Origin of the sequence: Vagococcus humatus (genome assembly GCF_003950325.1) — a bacterium.
Lineage (GTDB): Bacteria > Bacillota > Bacilli > Lactobacillales > Vagococcaceae > Vagococcus_C > Vagococcus_C humatus.
The window spans coordinates 403,053-420,602 of the sequence record NZ_PXZH01000001.1; the positions used below are offsets into that span (position 1 = coordinate 403,053).

General features: G+C 37.1%; 15 protein-coding genes and 1 tRNA gene. 12 read left to right on the top strand and 4 right to left on the bottom strand.

Annotated elements, in window-relative coordinates; genetic code table 11:
• The first annotated feature begins 12 nt into the window (after positions 1-12).
• Together C7P63_RS01905 and C7P63_RS01910 are read left to right on the top strand one after the other, a co-directional pair.
• Positions 13-1,551, top strand: coding sequence for a helix-turn-helix domain-containing protein (locus C7P63_RS01905; RefSeq protein WP_165863747.1), 1,539 nt, complete (start codon positions 13-15; stop codon positions 1,549-1,551).
• Between the two features lie 99 nt (positions 1,552-1,650).
• Positions 1,651-1,965, top strand: a complete 315-nt coding sequence (locus tag C7P63_RS01910) for a hypothetical protein (protein WP_125942470.1) — start codon at positions 1,651-1,653, stop codon at positions 1,963-1,965.
• An 87-nt stretch (positions 1,966-2,052) separates the two neighbouring features.
• Here C7P63_RS01910 and C7P63_RS01915 read toward each other — a convergent pair whose 3' ends face one another.
• Both C7P63_RS01915 and C7P63_RS01920 read right to left on the bottom strand, forming a co-directional pair.
• A complete protein-coding gene (locus tag C7P63_RS01915) occupies positions 2,053-2,460 on the bottom strand; it encodes a YxeA family protein (protein WP_125942471.1) in 408 nt (135 codons plus the stop codon).
• A 104-nt stretch (positions 2,461-2,564) separates the two neighbouring features.
• On the bottom strand, positions 2,565-3,566 hold the full coding sequence (locus C7P63_RS01920; protein WP_125942472.1) for an aldo/keto reductase: 1,002 nt from the start codon (positions 3,564-3,566) through the stop codon (positions 2,565-2,567).
• 148 nt (positions 3,567-3,714) lie between these two features.
• Here C7P63_RS01920 and C7P63_RS01925 point away from each other — a divergent pair, with 148 nt between their 5' ends.
• Positions 3,715-4,878, top strand: coding sequence for a CAP domain-containing protein (locus C7P63_RS01925; protein WP_125942473.1), 1,164 nt, complete (start codon positions 3,715-3,717; stop codon positions 4,876-4,878).
• Positions 4,879-4,946: 68 nt separating this feature from the next.
• Here C7P63_RS01925 and C7P63_RS01930 read toward each other — a convergent pair.
• Positions 4,947-5,017 (bottom strand) — tRNA-Gly (locus C7P63_RS01930).
• Positions 5,018-5,292: 275 nt separating this feature from the next.
• On the opposite strand from C7P63_RS01930, the gene C7P63_RS01935 reads away from it, so the two are divergent.
• The 7 genes from C7P63_RS01935 to C7P63_RS01965 all read left to right on the top strand — a co-directional run bounded on the left by C7P63_RS01935 (position 5,293) and on the right by C7P63_RS01965 (position 14,251).
• Positions 5,293-6,201, top strand: a complete 909-nt coding sequence (locus tag C7P63_RS01935) for a WxL domain-containing protein (RefSeq protein ID WP_165863748.1) — start codon at positions 5,293-5,295, stop codon at positions 6,199-6,201.
• On the top strand, positions 6,198-7,250 hold the full coding sequence (locus tag C7P63_RS01940) for a DUF916 domain-containing protein (protein ID WP_125942475.1): 1,053 nt from the start codon (positions 6,198-6,200) through the stop codon (positions 7,248-7,250). Before C7P63_RS01935 ends, C7P63_RS01940 begins: the two co-directional genes overlap by 4 nt.
• A gap of 158 nt (positions 7,251-7,408) precedes the next feature.
• The gene (locus C7P63_RS01945) at positions 7,409-9,568 is read left to right on the top strand and encodes an L-type lectin family protein (protein WP_125942476.1); all 2,160 of its coding nucleotides are present in this window, start codon (positions 7,409-7,411) and stop codon (positions 9,566-9,568) included.
• Between the two features lie 116 nt (positions 9,569-9,684).
• Positions 9,685-11,331, top strand: coding sequence for a phosphoenolpyruvate carboxykinase (ATP) (locus C7P63_RS01950; RefSeq protein ID WP_125942477.1), 1,647 nt, complete (start codon positions 9,685-9,687; stop codon positions 11,329-11,331).
• A 77-nt stretch (positions 11,332-11,408) separates the two neighbouring features.
• Positions 11,409-11,864, top strand: coding sequence for an 8-oxo-dGTP diphosphatase (locus tag C7P63_RS01955; protein WP_125942478.1), 456 nt, complete (start codon positions 11,409-11,411; stop codon positions 11,862-11,864).
• A gap of 113 nt (positions 11,865-11,977) precedes the next feature.
• The gene (locus tag C7P63_RS01960) at positions 11,978-13,045 is read left to right on the top strand and encodes an LPXTG cell wall anchor domain-containing protein (RefSeq protein ID WP_125942479.1); all 1,068 of its coding nucleotides are present in this window, start codon (positions 11,978-11,980) and stop codon (positions 13,043-13,045) included.
• A gap of 354 nt (positions 13,046-13,399) precedes the next feature.
• On the top strand, positions 13,400-14,251 hold the full coding sequence (locus C7P63_RS01965; RefSeq protein WP_125942480.1) for an alpha/beta hydrolase: 852 nt from the start codon (positions 13,400-13,402) through the stop codon (positions 14,249-14,251).
• A gap of 54 nt (positions 14,252-14,305) precedes the next feature.
• On the opposite strand, the gene C7P63_RS01970 is transcribed toward C7P63_RS01965, so the two are convergent.
• Positions 14,306-15,211, bottom strand: coding sequence for a LysR family transcriptional regulator (locus C7P63_RS01970; RefSeq protein ID WP_165863749.1), 906 nt, complete (start codon positions 15,209-15,211; stop codon positions 14,306-14,308).
• A 195-nt stretch (positions 15,212-15,406) separates the two neighbouring features.
• Here C7P63_RS01970 and C7P63_RS01975 point away from each other — a divergent pair, with 195 nt between their 5' ends.
• Positions 15,407-16,126, top strand: coding sequence for a GntR family transcriptional regulator (locus C7P63_RS01975; protein WP_125942482.1), 720 nt, complete (start codon positions 15,407-15,409; stop codon positions 16,124-16,126).
• Positions 16,127-16,232: 106 nt separating this feature from the next.
• Complete coding sequence (deoB, locus tag C7P63_RS01980; RefSeq protein ID WP_125942483.1) at positions 16,233-17,399, top strand: phosphopentomutase; 1,167 nt, start codon at positions 16,233-16,235, stop codon at positions 17,397-17,399.
• The last annotated feature ends 151 nt before the right edge of the window (positions 17,400-17,550 follow it).

The window sequence follows — 17,550 nt, forward strand, 5'->3', positions numbered from 1 at the left end:
GGAGATTATGTCATGGAGCATCTTTTCATTAACCGTAAGGAACAAATCAAACTAGCTATTTGTAAAGAGATTATCTTTCAAGCAAAGTTTGGCGTCACGTTTAGCCAAATTCAAACCAAATATGACTTATCTACTACAACGTTAAATCGCTACCTAGCTGAATTAGATGAGGAGTTAAACCAAGTATTTCAAGGGGAAATTCAGCTAGTGTTTAATGATCATCTAAGTGCCTACTTTATCGAAAGTACCGAACCTCAGATTCATAGCTATTTTATTAAAATATTACGGTATCATTATATGAAAGAGCAAACCTTTTTTATAGTATTTGAAGCGTTGCTCCACCATATATATGATTCAGTAGAGGAGTTAGCGGAGCAAATCAATCTAAGTCCGCAAACCATTTATAAACAGTTGCGGTTGTTTAATCAACTGCTTGAACCATTTGGGGCAGAACTTTACATTAAAAATGGTCGGAGTAATTTTAGAGGAAGTGAGATTGGTTTAAGATTTTTCTTTTACTATGTTCATTGGTTTATTTATGGATCAGTTATTCCCCTACCTTTTGAGCATCCTAGTTATTCAGATTTACTAGACACCACCGATTTAGTTGCCAGTTATTCTAATCAGGGAACAAGGGAGCTAACCTTATCTCAAAAAACTAAGCTGAAAATCATGCAAGCTATCACCTTGTATAAATTAAAAAGACAGCATCGTACCCTTGAGATGAGCGATGATTTTTATCAAGACATTCAATTTTTTAGTCATCCAGCGGTGACCTTGTTTGATCAGTTTCAAGGGGAGTATGATAAAGAAACATTAGATAAAGAACAGGCTTTCTTTTGTTATGCGGTATCTTCTTTAGTTTTTGATAGTGACAACGAAACAAGACGAGCTGAGATTGTTAAAGCCTATGAAGACAGTCATTTAAGTATTGCTAGAGATGTGGAACGTATGTTGGCTAAATTAGCCGAAGAATTTTCTTTCCAATTTCAGCCAGAAGGGTATATTACTTCTTATTATTTAGTCTTAATTTTTGCGATTTACATGAAATATTTTGCCATTGATACTTCAAAATACTGTGAATATAGCATTCAATTTATGAATTTAGCTTACAGTGAACAGCAGCAAACACAGGTGAATGAAAAAATGCTGTCATTTGCAAAAGAACAAGCGAAGCGACTAGACATTAATACCCACAATTGGAGTGAGTCTGCTTTTCAACATTTAGCTTATATTTTAACGATTTGTCATGATTTAAATCACCCATTTAACACGATCCATGTGTTACTCCAAATTACTGAAAATGTTTATATGGGAGAAATTATCCGTAAAAATATCAAAGACTTTTTCCATAGTGACTTGCTGCAATTTACAGATGATCTTTCCAAAGCGGATTTGATTATTTCAGACACTTACGAACAAGAGCAAGGGATGTGTCCGCAAGTTTATTTGGATAACCCATATGATGCTAGTCAGTGGGAGCGAGTCTTTGCTTTTCTATCAGACTTTTTATATAAACATTCTTTTTATAAACGGATGAACATTCACTAATCAGAAAAATAAAAAAAGACTAACGTTATGATTAATCTATGGTATACGAACTTACAGCTAACATGTTATAATGAATCATCTAAATAAAGAGGTGATAAAATGAGCTGTCAAAATGATATGGTTCAAGTAGATGCCTATTGGGTGCCTAAAGCAGAGGCTACTCAGTACAAAGAAGAACGGGAGTGGGCGTTTTCTGAAATTAGTGCTGTTTTCAACGAATTTTGTCAAGAAGTAAAACGAGAATGGGCTGGTTCAGAAGATGGAGAAGCAGTGACAGGTTACAACGAAGAAAAGGAATTGGTAGCAGTGATGCATTTAGATCCTTATACCATTGCTGGACTGAAAGAAGCAAAAAAGGATAATCAAGTAACTGAGTATGTACTAGAATGTAATGGTTTAATCCCAAATAAATAACCTTTCTTTTAAGTAAGAGAGACCAAAGAAAAGCTTGCTATCTAAAAGATAGCAAGCTTTTTAATTGAGTTTGATTGGATTAATGAGCTAGTGCGTGACAATCCCTAGTTTATTTAAGGCGTCTTTAGGCACTTCTTCTAAGGAAACTTCCTCCCATTTTCTGACACATTGCCCCTTGGTTGTTAGTTTTAAGTATCTGTAAGGGGTTAATTTTTTGCCAAAAGATGTATAGGATAAAGTCCTTTCCTTTCCAGAAGGCGTATAAGAAGTATCGTGATAAACATAATCTTTAGTCTGATCCACAGAATTTTTTTGCGTGTGATGATAGTGGTCAGTTGTTAGTAAGTAAACCTCTTCTTTTTTTACAGCAGGATTGATTAAATCAATGACCATGGCTTGAGTGCTAAGATTATTTTTAGTAAAAATAGGGGTGATAAATAATACAGCTATAAACGTTAAACAAATGCCTATAATTCGGATGAACATCTTTTTCATGAGGGGCCTCCTTTTATTTCTTCTTTAGTATAAAAGAGTCTAAAATAAAATAACAGAGGCCTAAGTTTGAGAAAAACTCAGTCGAAAGTCTGATTTTTAATCAATTAGTGATTTTTAGACTGGGCTAAAATAGTGTCAATTTGTTGTAATTCTTCTGGGGTAAAGTCTAAATAATCTAAGGCTTTTAAATTATCTTGTAGCTGACTAACTCGGCTAGCCCCAATTAACACACTGGCCACAACTTTTTCCCGTAATAGCCAAGCAATTGACATTTGAGCTAAAGATTGTCCCCGTGTTTCCGCTAGTTGATTAAGTTGCTGAATGGTAGCCAGTTTTTCTTTCACTTGTTCAGGTTTTAGAGAATCTGTATCAGAGCGAGCGGCTCTTGAGTCAGCTGGAATGCCTGTTAAATACCGATTAGTTAACAAGCCTTGAGCTAAAGGACTGTAGACAATGGCCCCTTTTTTCTCTTTAGCTAACACATCTGTTAAACCATCTTCAATCCACCGGTCAAACAAATTATAGTTTGGTTGGTGAATAATAAAGGGTGTTTTTAACTCTTTAAAAATAGGTAAAATGGCTTGAGTCTGGGTAGCGTTATAATTAGAAATACCAATATATAAGGCTTTTCCAGCTTTCACAAGAGAATCAAGAGCTAAGGCTGTTTCTAATAGGGGTGTATCTGGGTCTGGTCTGTGACTATAAAAAATATCCACATAATCCAGTCCTAAACGAGTAAGACTTTGATCACAACTAGCGATAATGGATTTTCGTGAGCCCCATTCGCCGTAAGGGCCAGGCCACATTAAATAGCCAGCTTTTGATGAGATAATCAGCTCATCTCGGTAAGGTTTTAAGTCTGTGGCTAGTATTCGACCAAAGTTTTCTTCAGCACTACCAGGAGTTGGGCCGTAATTATTAGCTAAATCAAAATGAGTAATCCCTGAATTAAAAGCTTCTTGGACAATCTGACGTTGATTGTCCCAAACATCGACACTGCCAAAGTTGTGCCATAAGCCAAGAGAAATAGCAGGTAATTTTAAGCCACTATCTCCGACTCGGTTATAAATCATTTGTTCATATCGTTTTTCATTTGCTTGATACATTGAGTGAACCTCCCTTTTTCTAAATTGTACTCTAAAGGTGGGTAAAATGATAATAAATAAAACCAAAACAAGTGTTTCTTTTATTGTTAGTTAGTCTATAATAAAAGAGAATCATCTAAGAAGCAAAGAAATGAGGAGTTAAGAAAAGATGTATGGAAGAAAAATAGGGTGGTTGTTTGTGTTAATAGGATTAGGCAGTTTATGTCCTACCCAAGCGTCGGGAGAAGAATTAGCCGGATTAAAAGCACAAGCCCATGTCCAAAATATAGGCTGGATGCCGCCAGTCCAAACGGAACCAATCCAAATAGGAACCACTGGGCTAGGTAGACAGTTAGAAGGAGTAATCATCCAAGTACCAGATGCTAGTCGAAAAGAAGAGTTGACCTACCAAGTTCATGTGGCCAACATTGGGTGGATGTCTCCCGTTCAAGCAGGTCAATTAGCTGGTACAGTAGGGAAAAATTTGCGAATTGAAGGTATTCGCATAGACACCACTGGCCAGTTAGCTGAAGATTACCAGTTGACTTACCAAGCTCACGTTCAAAATATAGGCTGGATGCCAGTGAAGCAAGCAGGACAGCTAGCAGGAACGACTGGTAAAGGGTTAAGAATGGAAGCATTACGTTTACAATTAGAACCAGTTGAAAAACCAACACACCTTCCAGTGATTGAATTAGCCCCAGTGACCTTAGAAGAAGGAGAAACCTTTGACCCTCAAGCAGCTTTTGTTAGTGGCACAGATGAGCAAGGGGCACCGTTAAGTGTTGACTTGCTTCAAATAGATGCTAGTCAAGTGATCCCTCAAGTACCAGGAACTTATCCTCTTTTATTTTCCTATCAAGAGGTGCTAGCTAAAACCTATGTGACAGTTTTACCTCACTTGTTTCAAATAAGTCAAATCCAACAAGATTTGTTAGCATTAGTGAATGATTACCGGGAACAAGCAGAAGAGTCTCCTGTGGCTTTTCGTCCATCACTAGAAGAAGGAGCTAACCTACGGAGTCAAGAAATTGCGTCTTTTTATAGTCATACAAGACCTAACGGATTAGGCTTTCAAACAGCTTTTAATCAGCTGCAAGGGGAAGAAATTTTAGGAGAAAATCTCGCTATTATTCACTACGAACCCAATATGACAGACCAGCAGATTGCTGAAAAGTTTTTTTCAGTTTGGCAGGCTAGTCCTAGTCACCGTGATAATATGTTAGCCAGTGATTATAAGGCTTTTTCTTGTTATGTGACAGCTGGCTTTTACAATCAAAGACAAGTGCTTTACGGAGTTCAATGGTTTTCATCTATCTCAACGGATGAATAAGTGCATAAAAATAAAAAGTAGCCAAGACTGAATGAAAGGTCTTAGCTACTTTTTATTTAGAAAAGAGAAGCGGGTGACGAGAATCGAACTCGCGACGACAGCTTGGGAAGCTGCAGTTTTACCACTAAACTACACCCGCTTGTTATTCATTATAAAACTCTTTGTTTGATATTTCAAGGTAAGGAATAAAAAATATTTAAAAAACTAAAGTTATATAATGGGTGTTAAATGAAAAAAATAAAAAGATGTGATAAATTTAATTTAAGAGGAAAAATGTTTTTTTTAGCATGAATCTAGGTAAAAAAATTAGCATATAAGGAAGGGCTGTCTGAAAGTTTAATCAAGTTGATTTCATAAAGTATCTCAATAAAAAAATCTAAGGATATCCCATTAATGGGTAAAAGAGGTGAGAAGATGAAAAAGAAAAAATTCCTCCTAATAAGTGTGTTATTGGTAGGTCTATCCAGTTTTCCCTTACCCCAAGCGTTAGCTAAGGAAGCAGCTTTTTGGCAGGATAATTTGGAAGAGGGATGGGAATACGAAGACGGCGCTACTAGTCAGCTGAAGATGTCTTTTAAAAGCGTGTTAGATCCAACTAATCCGGATCAAAAAGTAGTGCCAAAAGATCCGGATGCAGTAGAGGTTTCATCTGGTTACTTAACGATTGACTATGTGTCTAATTACCGTTTTGGCAAACATCCTGTTCATAAAAGGGCGGACTATTATTATCCTAGTTATGATATTGTCAGTTTAGGGGCCTTAACCCAACAAGATCTAACTTCACAAGGAAGTCACTCTCTTCAATTAAAAATGGTGCCTCATTTTATTCAACTAACAGATGACAGAAGAAATTCAGATAATACTCCTCAAAAAAAAGGCTGGAAATTATGTGTGTTACAAGAACAAGTTTTTGAAAGTCCCACCGCCAGTCTATCTGATACAAGCATTTCATTAAAAAATGGCCACCAAGCCACAACCAGTCAAGACACTCAAACTATCCCCACTTTAGAAAATGATATTTCCATCACATTTAATCAAATGGAACCAGTTTGGAAAGCAGAACAAGGACAAGGTTACGGCACTTGGCTAGCTTATTTTGGTAAACAGGCCACAGCAGAGATGCAAGACATTATTAAAGATAAAACCAGTGTGCCTACGGATAAATTAGCTTATTTAAACTGGTTAGATGAAAGCATTCCAGACAATGATAGTGGGGTTAGTATGACAATACCTAAATCTGAAGGTTTAACAGATGAAGGATATGAAACGACTTTTAGTTGGATTATTGATGCCAGTCCAAATTTTGAGGAGCCTGGATTATGAGAAAAAAATTAGTCAGCTTATTACTAGGAATTGGTTTTTTTCTGATGGTCTATCTAAGTCCCACTTGTCAGGCAAGTTCGTTATTATTCGAAGCGAAAGTCATCCCTCCAGCCAATCAAGAAGATAAAACCTTGCCTTATTTTGATTTAAAGGTAACTCCCTCGCAGTCTCAAAGGATTGAGGTGTTATTAACTAACTTTAGTTCAACCGATATTCAAGTCAGCTCGCAAGTTTTTTCAGCTGAAACTAGCCCTTCCGGCAATATTGTATACGGTTCCCATCAAAAAAGTGTGGCAGCTAAAGGAGAGACACCTGATATTAGAGAACTGGTTTCCATAGAGGAAGATTCTCTAGTGATTCCTAAACATAGCCAAAAAAAATTGAAAGTAGCGGTGCAAATACCAGCAGAAAAATTTGAAGGGATGGTGTTAGGCAGTCTGTTTATGAAGCAACTAGATCTCACTGAAAAACAGGTAGCTACCTCTCAAACCCAATTAGTTACCCATCAATTTGGGTATAATTTAGGGCTAGTATTAAGGGAAGACACTACTCCAGTGGTGTCTGAATTAGTCTTAGATCAAGCCCAGTTTTCTTCTACTAAACAAGCCTTAGAAGTGACTATGACCAATCCAAAATCTAAAGTGATGAAAACCAGTCAAACAGATTATAAATTATTTAAAGAAGATGAGATAACCGAAGAACCTCTAGTGAGCTATCAAGCAGGTCAAATAGCTTTTGCGCCTAATTCTACTTATACAGGACAGATTCCTCTAAAAGAAAACTTAACACCTGGTAAGTACCATTTAGTCGCAGAAGTGAAAGAAGGAGAACATATTTGGAAGTTTGACAAAGAGTTTCAAGTAGTCAAAGAAAAAGTGGCAGCCAGTCCTAAAAAAATAGTGAATAAACTAGCTAAAAAAAATCCCACTCCCTCTAAACTTTTAGGAAATGGTTTAATCAGTCTGTTATTAGGTCTTTGTGGTATTTTTTTAGGCATATATAGTTACTACTGGTTAAAATACGGAAGAAAGGGAGGGAGATCTAGATGATCACTAAAAAATTAGTTTATGTACTCTGTTTATCAGTGAGTTGCCTGTTAATTGGGTTAGGTATAGTTAGTCCAAGAATAAATTTTGCCGAAGAACAGGTCTGAAACTCCTGTAATCCCCCAGTTTTGGGGCAAGAAACAGAGAAGATAAAAGATATAATGGGTTATATGAAACGAGAAGAGCACCCTGAATTAGAAGAAGAATTTAAAAAAGTAGATGCTAGTTTTTTAGATGAGTATAAGGAGTTTGAAAATGATCTGGTAGTCAGTGAAGAAGAGTGGAACCAACTTTTTGAGATATTAGACAGCTTTGAAAAAGATGAGGATAAGCCTTTATATACATTAGGGAAATGTTCTGGGTCAGGAACTTATTTAGTTAGACGAGTAATTGATTATAAAAATCCCAAGCCAGATGGATTTTTTTATGCGTTATTATTTAGAGATCTTGGTTCAGAACGAGCTGGCGCCATGTTCTCAAAACAGGCCATGGATTTAACCCAGTCTTTTGAATTTTCAGCCTATGTATTTTTAGGAAATCGTTTTGGTGGTGAGTATGGTACTGGAGATGGACTTAGTCTTCTTTTAACTAATGACAGTCGACTAGAAACTAGTGAACGGTCTCAGGTAGTAGGATTACCCGGTGAGTTTTTAGGAGCCATAACTTGGGGAGATAGTTCTGGAGTTCCAGATCCTAATTTCAAAGAAAGGTATATTGACAGGGGAATGATGGTTGAGTTAGATACTTATGATAATGATAAGGATTCTGACCAATACTATAAATCAAAAGGAACAGGACATGTTGCTTGGCGAAAAATACAAACAGCTCGAGTCAAAGGAGGTGGCAAGCCAAATTATTTTCTACACAATGATCATCAAGCACCTGACTTTCATTTAGTTGGGAATCGGTGGGATGAATTAAGTTTTAAATGGGAACCAACAGTAGGTCAGGAAAAAACACATGCCAAATTAACTTACTCCTATAAAGAAATTCCCCAATATCCTTGGCCATCATCTACAAAAGATTTAGGAAGTGAGATTGACTTTCCAATAACTGATGATGAGGTTCTGTATTACGACCCCTATCGTAATGTGTCACAGATTTTTGGTACAAATGCTGAAGGTCATCCTCAAGCTTATTGGGGCTTTGCTAGTTCCACAGGTAAGAGTGTTTGTGATTCTTGGGTCATTTTAAATTATGCGAGAAAAGAAAAAAGAGAGTTAAAGGTGAAATATGTTTACCGAGATAACAGTAGTGAAACCGTGGAGGAAACGGTAGAGGTGGTTAAAGACAAAGACCAAGTCCTTGTCACCCCTAACCAAAGTAAATATAATGCGAAAGATTACGGGATTTACTCTTACCAAGTCGATTCAGAAAAAGAACAGGACTGGAATAGTTCCCAAAAGCAAATTAGTGTGCCTGAAACAGAGGAAGAGCCTATTCAAGAGGTAACCTTCTACTTAGAACCAAGAGTTTTAACCTTTAATTTTTGGGAAAAAGGGCAAGAAGTGACAAGTAAGGAAATTGTTATTTCTAAAGTAGAGGAAGAAAAGCCGAATGAGCTATGGAATCAACTTTGGCAAGACCAAGATAAAAAAAGTCAACATTTCCGTAAACAAGATTTAGCGGAGTATCCAAAGGGAAAAATAACGTTGGAACAAGTGTATGCCACGCCAGACATTAAACGAGATGGGTATCTATTGTATCAAGACGGGGAAGGAAAACCAACCCCATCGACAGCTTATGGGTTAGGGACAGGTCTTTCCTTTAAAAAAGTAGTGGATTTGGAATTTATCGGGAAAAGATACTTAGTTGGCACTAGTCAAGTGTTAGAGTTTAATCCTGTTCCTTTAGCTTCTTCATTCATTAAGCAGCCGGAAACCTCTGTGCGCTACATTCAAAATAATTTACCTAAAATTAAGTCAAGTGGTAAGAAAAAACAGGCAAGTAAAAAGCCAACTGATTTAGAGTTAGCTGCCTTAGTGGTCAACCGAAAACGAGGAAATTGGCGATTAACTGCGCGTTACGGGTTGTATGAAGAAGTGACTACCGAAGAAAAACTTGATACTAGTTATTTGCATCTCCCTCACTTTACCACTCAAGGGGAAACCCATGTGCTTCCTCCAATTGGCTCTAATAAGTATCAGTGGACCGAAATTGTATCTGCCAATCAAAAAAAAGGACTGGTTTACTTAAAACAACCAGTCTCTGAAACAAACAAGGTTTATATGCGGCTAGATCCAACAGCTGCCTTGCCAAAAGGACAGAATTATCAAGCACCCTTATATTGGCGTTTAGAAGGCGAAATTTTAACGCCGTAACGGATAGTCTAACTAGTCTAACCTTCAGACTGGTTAGGCTTTTTTTGTTTTCTCTGTTCAAAAAATAACCTATAAACTATAATAGAAGTAAGAAGGAATAGAAGGAGGAAGGGATAATGAGTACAAAAAATCAATGGAAACGTGAAGAGATTTCTTGCAACAATCCTTCATTTTCCAGATTTAGAACAATGATTGAAACAGCTTTTTATGGCAATCATGTGACAGAATTACAATCGGTAGAAGAAGCTTACCGAGAAGCTTTAGAAGCAAAAGGTACGATTATTACAGATTTAACTGTTTACAAGCCAGATTTTTTTGATTTACCAGAAGGCACTCGGGTCTTAGTGGATAACGGAGGAGCTGTAACTGGCCGCACAGCTTTTGCCAGACGGATTTTAGGGGAACCTGGCACAGATGATGAGCAGTTAATCCAAGTAGTACAAGAAGCTATTTACCAGAAAAAAGCCACAGATTTTTGGAAAACCAGTGTGGTGGTAGGTCTGGATTCTGATTTTATGGTAAAAAGTCATTTAATGATACCAAAGGGAGAAGAAAATAATTTATATTCTTATGTGTTAAATTTTCAGTTTTTAAATAAAGAGTATCGCTTAGATTATGAAGCCTCTAAAGCTTATGAGGAAGGGGATATTTATATCTATGCAGATCCTAGTTTTACTCATCCTGATTATCCTCATGGCTTAGTAGTGTTTGATGAAACACATAATGCTTGTGCAGTTCTTGGCTTAAATTATTTTGGCGAGTTGAAAAAAGCCACCTTAACTCTAGCTTGGGCTTTAGCTAAACGAAATGGCTATGTACCTTGTCATGGTGGGCTAAAACAATTTAAATTAGGAGAAGATGAGTACTATACGATGGCGGTTTTTGGGTTATCTGGTTCTGGTAAGTCTACGATTACGTTAGCTGACCACGACCACCGTTACCAAGTGGCTGTGCTACATGATGATGCTTTTATTATTTCTAAGGAAAACGGCTCTTCTATTTCATTAGAACCAGCATACTTTGATAAAACCCAGGATTATCCTATGAGTGACCCTGGTTGCCGTTATTTCTTAACTGTCCAAAATGTTGGTGTCACACTAGATGAAGAAGGAAAACGGGTGTTAGTTACAGAAGATTTAAGAAATGGCAATGGCCGAACCGTTAAGTCACTGTTCGCTACCCCTAACCGAGTTTATTCTGTTGCCACACCTTTAGATAGTATTTTTTGGATTATGAAAGAGCCAACTTTACCGCCTATTTTAAAAGTAACCGACCCAGCTTTAGCTACTTTGTTTGGTTTGACTTTGATGACAAAACGTACGACAGCAGAGCATCGTGTACAAAAAACAAAGGCAGACCAAGTCATTGAGCCGTTTGCTAATCCTTTTAGAATTTATCCGTTAGGGGAGGAATATCAAGCTTTCTACGAGTTATTTCAATCACAAGACATCGCCTGTTATATTTTAAATACAGATTATTTTGGTGATAAAAAAGTAACAAAAGAAGATACCTTACAGGTGATAGAACAAGTGGTTGAAAATCAGGCAGAGTTTGTGCCCTTTGGTTCTGTTCAGTCTGTAGAATATTTACCAACACCAGGTTTTGACGTAAATTGGACTGAGGAGTATGCACAACAGTTTAAAGAAAGTATGGAAGTAAGACTTCGTTATTTAGAACGGCTGCAGCACGCAGATAATGGCTATCATCAAATTCCTGAAGTAGCGGTTAAGAGATGGAGAGAGTTAGTTACGACTTTATTTTAAAACTAGAGCAGCTCAAGCTTAGTTGAAAGATTAGCTAATATCTCGTATACTCATACACTGTAAAGAGGTGTTCAGGAATGAGTCGATCAGAATTAGCTATTTTTACGAATATGTGCTGGATAGAGAATCCTTCTGGTTATGTATTGGTTCAAGATAGACAGAAAAAAGAGTGGCCTGGTGTAACTTTTCCAGGAGGTCATGTAGAGAAAGAAGAATCTTTTCACCAATCAGTTATTAGAGAAGTTCAAGAGGAAACAGGATTAACCATTGAACATCCTGTGTTATGTGGGGTTAAACAATTTCAAACAAGCATGAAAGAGCGTTATGTGGTTTTGTGCTATAAGGCGAAAAAATTTAGCGGAGAATTAAGAGGTTCAGAAGAAGGAGACGTTTTTTGGGTGGACCCAGCCAAGCTTTCCCAGTATCCTTTAGCTCGGGATTTTGATAAAATGTTGCCTTTATTTTTAGATGAATCAACCTCTGAATTTTTCTATGAACAACATGGGGATCAAGTGATTGATCGTATCTATTAATAAATAGCGGAGAGGCCGTCAGCTTCTTCGCTATTTATTTTATTTACATCTAAATTATTTCTTTTAGGTTTCTAAAGTGTTACAATTAAGTTACAAGGAAGGAGGGATGGATAATGAAAACAAAAGGGATTCAGTTAAGTCTCTGTCTTAGTTTAGTGTTAATCGGCTTTAGCACCACCAGTTTGGCACAGGAGCCAGAGACAGATATAGGAAGACCATCAGAAACTGGGGTGCTAATAGACCAAGCAAAAGACCTAGAGATCAATAAACAGGAGGCGTCAGCTAGCGATGGGGTTCACTCAAATACCGAGGAAAATACTGGTGAGCCTTTAAATGAAACTAACTCAACTAGTTTAGAGGAAGAAAACACCAATAATGAGGCGTTGCCACCTAGTGAGAAGCAGCCAGTTTCACCTAGTGTAAAAGAACCTAATACCAACACTATCTATCAAGATTTAACCGGCTATTACGGCGTACAAGTGAATAAACAAGCCCCGTTAACTGAAGCCGATTTTTTGAAAGAGCTACAACAATTAGCCAGTTCCCAGTCTTTAGGTTTTAAGCAAATAGAACAACTCAAGCTAGTACAGCCTGTTTCTACGGAGGTTCCAGGAAATTTTGTGGCAACTTTAACCTTTAAAGAGGGCAATCAGCAGTATAAAGTAACCATGCGTTATCATGTAAATAATACAGAAGCTACCCTGCCTCTTGAGATAATTCAAATTGATAAAACAGCCTATCAAATTGTGGCTAAAAGTGTTCCCTATGCAACATTTGCGTTAAGATTTTATCCATTTCCTCAACCTAGCATGTACCGAAGCGGAGAAACAGGGATTATCACCCTAGACTATTCTCCAGCTACTTTCCCCAAGGATACCGACTTTTCGGTGCTGAAGGCAGAGCTTAACGTTTATGATGACCATGGCAATTTTAGTTCACCGCTAGCGTTATCTCACCAGCAGTTATTTGAACCAACTAGTCTACCTGAGCCAACACCTATCCTTCAGCCAAAAGACACGCAACTACCTGTTAGTTCACCTGTTATCAAAAATCAGAAGACTGATAGAGAGCTTCCTCAAACTGGTGAAAAAAATCAAGGAATTTGGACCATTACTGGGCTAATATTACTAGGAAGTCTGACGTTTCTATTAAGCAAACAGCCTGCTAAAGAGAAGGAATAACTCTGAGCTTTATTTTTTGGCATAATTTCTAACAAGTGTTATAATTTAGATAGAGGAGATGAAGACGCTTTCTCCTCCTAGCTAGCTGATTAGTTAAAAGAACGATCACTTAGAAAGAAATCAAGGTGATTCTAACCAGTGAATAGAAAGGAGTTGTTTAGACCATGTTAGGTAATCTATTAATCGCAACCGGTATTATGTTACTAGGAATGAAAAAAATGGTCACTCAACGCTTACAAAAAGTGAGAGTGAAAAAATAAGGAACCAAGACTAGAGATACTTTCTCTAGTCTTTTTTTGTGAAGCTTGGTATAACTAAAGTATAAGGAAATAGGAAGAAAGATTAGGTGATAGGATGTTCATAAAAGAGTATCAGTTAAAGGATTATCATGATCAATGTGGAGTAGGACAATTAAGCATCTATTTATGGAATAAAGAACAAGTAACCCCAAGAGGAGAAAAACGGCCCTTTGTTTTAATTTGTCCAGGCGGTGGATATGAATTTCTATCTCTAAGAGAAGGAGAGCCAGTTGCCTTAAAATTATTAGGGGAAGGTTATCATGTGGGCATTTTATCTTATACCACTGTGACCTGTGAACAGGGAGCTGAGTATCCTTGTCAACCTTTAGTTGAATTAGCGACTGCTTTAGAGATTTTGCATGAAAAAGGCCAGGCGTTAGGAATTGATACGGCAGACATTCACTGTCTAGGATTTTCAGCAGGAGGGCATTTAGTTGCCACCTATACAGGAGTGGCTCAAAAACAGGGAGCAGCTCTTGGGTTAGTTAGCCATGATTTAGCTTGGCATTTACCTAAGACTCAGTTATTAGCCTATCCTGTGATTGATTTTTCTTTAGGATGGCCAAGAGAAACAGATCGATTAGGACAAGTAAAACAGGATTTACCTGCCTTTTTTACGAAAGCTCAAGTATTAGTCACAGATCAGACTCCTCCTACTTTTATTTGGCAAACAGGGGCAGATCAAACGGTGCCTATTCAAAATGCCTTAGTTTATCTTCAGGCACTGGCTGAACACAAAGTAACATTTGAAAGTCATATTTATCCTTTCGGTAGACATGGGTTGTCTTTAGCTAATTTAGCAGGAGCTAAAAAAGAAGCCCTAGAAGAATACGATTTGCCTTTTGTGGCCACTTGGTTGCCCTTAGCTCTTCATTGGTTAAGTCAATACTCTCCGTATGTATCCTAGTCAACAAAAAACCGACTTGTTGTCAGTGTTTAGCTAGACAATCAGTCGGTTTTTTTAGTTAATAAAAGCTTCTAAGTGGCTGTTGACCAAATATTCTAATAGTAAGGCTGCAGTAGGCGTTAAAGGTTCATTTTTTTTATGCACAATCACAATATCAAAGCCGGCTAATTTTTCATTCAAAGGTATCCAACTAAGAGGGAAGTCTTGGTAGTCTTGTTTAAGTTCCAAGGGGACAATCCCTACAGCTTGGGTAGCTGCCACTGTTGCGATAAAGGTTTTGTAGTTGTTAACCACTAAGGAAATATTAGGAGTAAAACCATACTCATTACTTTTTTTCTCTAAAAGATGATACAAGACATTGTCTTTAGACATCGAAATAAAAGTTTCCTGTTTTAATTGTTTAAAGGATAACTGATTAGCGGTGCCTAACGGATGAGTATAACTCATGATTAAACAAGGATGATACTGAAAAGTATGATGATTATTTTCCTCAATCTCTAAATTTGACTCTACAATAGGATAGGAAACCAGACCTAACTCTAACTCTTGATGAGCCACTTTATATTGGGTTTTTAAGGAATCATTTTCTTCTAAAAATAAGGTAACATTAGGATGATCTTGCATAAATTGCTGGATAGATGTTAAATAAAGAGAGGAGATAATTTCACTAGAACCAATTGCTAACATTTTCTTTTCATAAAATGTTTCCTCGATTGAATGATGGGATAGTTGATCAAAAGCTTGCACGATTTTTTGACTTTCTTCATAAAAATCAGCTCCGACAGTGGTTAATTTAATATGGTTGCCTACTTGATAAAATAATTTATTACCAATTTCTTCTTGTAGGTTAGTCATGTTCCAAGACAAAGTAGGTTGTGTGACGAATAAGTTTTTAGCAGCCGTTGAATAGCTACCTGCTTTGACGATTTCAATAAAATAACGTAATTGTCTAATTTCCATCAGCATTCTCTTCTTTCTTGAAGGGATAGTAAATGATAGTAACATTTATCTGACTATTATTCTTAGTGTAAGTTTACTACATTTAGTGCAAAAAACAACCGATATAAAAACAAAAACCTAAACTTAATTAAAAAAAAGTTTCATGGTATAGTTAAAGCCAGATGTAACCAATTGATATAAGATGAGGGAATAAATATGGCAGAGTTAAATAAACAACCAAAATATGTAAAAGTATACAATCAACTACTAGCTTTAATTGAAACAGGGATTTATCCTAAAGAAAGCAAACTTCCTTCAGAGCTGCAGCTAGCCAAGAAATTGGGAGTCAGTCGAATGACGTTAAGACAAGGATTAAATTTACTCCAAGAAGATGGTTTAATTGAGATTAAACACGGCTTAGGTAGTTTTGTTACAGGAGAAGGGACCCCTATTAATGAAGGGCTAGAAAGACAGGGGCAAGTGTTAGATAAACTAACTGCTACTTCTTTTGAATTAGTGAGTTGTGAGCTAAATCTGCGTCCAGCAGATCACTATATAGACAAACATTTTCATCAACGAACAGGGCAAGTGCTAGACGTGAGACGGTTATTTCAAGGAGAAAAAGGGCAAGCTTATTGTTTTACAGTAGTAGCAGGGCCAGAGTTTGAAAGCCTATATCCTGATTTGACTGAGGAGAGGATTCATGACTGGTTAGAACAAGACTTGTATCAACATTCTGTTTCTTCTCATCTTCATTTCCAAGTGTTAGAGGAAACCCACGTCCTAAAGGAACAAGGTTTGACTTCTCAGTTCCACTGTGTCGGATTAGTTACGGAAAAAGTGTTTGGCCAAACAGGTCAACTGTTAGCTATTCATAAGTATTATCTGCCAGTAGAATGGATTAGCTGGGATGTTTTAGCGAAAACCGGTTACTAAGTTCTTTTGATTGACAAATAAACTGTCCTCTATTACTATACAACTATAGAGATGTCTAATCAGTTGTCTAATTTGTTAGACAAAAATTTATATAGAGGTGATCAACATGTTTAATCGTGTTCATTTAATTGTATTGGATTCTGTTGGAATTGGAGAAGCACCAGATGCCGCGCAGTTTGGGGATGTAGGTTCTCATACGTTGGGACATATTTCAGAAATAGCTGGCTTACATGTGCCTCACATGGAACAACTAGGACTAGGGAATATTGCTCCCTTAAAAACGGTCAAAGAAGTAGCTAAGCCAAAAGGTTATGCAACGAAATTACAAGAAGTGTCTGTTGGAAAAGATACCATGACAGGTCATTGGGAAATCATGGGCTTAAATATTCAAACGCCTTTTAGAGTTTTTCCAGAAGGCTTCCCAGAAGAATTACTAGAAAAAATTTCTGAATTTTCAGGTCGCGGCATTGTGTGTAATCAACCTTATAGCGGCACAAAAGTGATTGATGATTACGGTGAGCATCAAATAAAAACAGGGGATTTAATTGTTTATACCTCAGCGGATCCTGTGCTTCAAATTGCCGCTCACGAAGATATTATTCCGTTAGAAGAATTGTACCGAATTTGTGACTACACTCGGGAAATTACCAAAGAGGATCCGTATATGATTGGCCGAATTATTGCTAGACCATATGTAGGCGAGCCAGGTAACTTCACTAGAACTCCTAACCGTCATGACTATGCTCTAGATCCATTTGGGGATACTGTGTTAGACCACTTAAAACAAGGTGGAAAAGACGTGATCGCTGTAGGTAAAATCAATGACATTTTTAATGGTCAAGGAGTGACAGATTTTGTGAGAACAAAATCTAACATGGACGGAGTGGATCAATTACTTACTGTTATGAAACAAGACTTTACCGGTTTAAGTTTTACTAACTTAGTAGACTTTGATGCCTTATTCGGACACCGCCGGAATGTGGCAGGTTACGGAGAAGCTTTAGAAGAATTTGACGCTCGCTTACCTGAAATTATTGAGGCAATGGCAGAGGATGATTTATTAATGATTACAGCAGATCACGGGAACGATCCAAGTTTTAAAGGTACCGATCATACTCGGGAATATATTCCCTTAATGGTTTACAGTAAACAAATGAAAGAGTCAGGGTCTCTACCAGTTGGTCATTTCTCAGATATTGGGGCAACGATTGCAGATAACTTTAAGGTCACCTTACCTGAAAACGGTCAAAGTTTCTTAACTGAGTTAAACTAATTAACAACATAAAAAGATATCTGATGAAAAAATCAGGTATCTTTTTTTATAGGAATATGTGAATATATTAACCAGTCAAGTTATATTATCAATTAGTGAACAGATGAACCTTTAAAAAGATAAGGTTACATGATAAAGTAAAATAGACTAA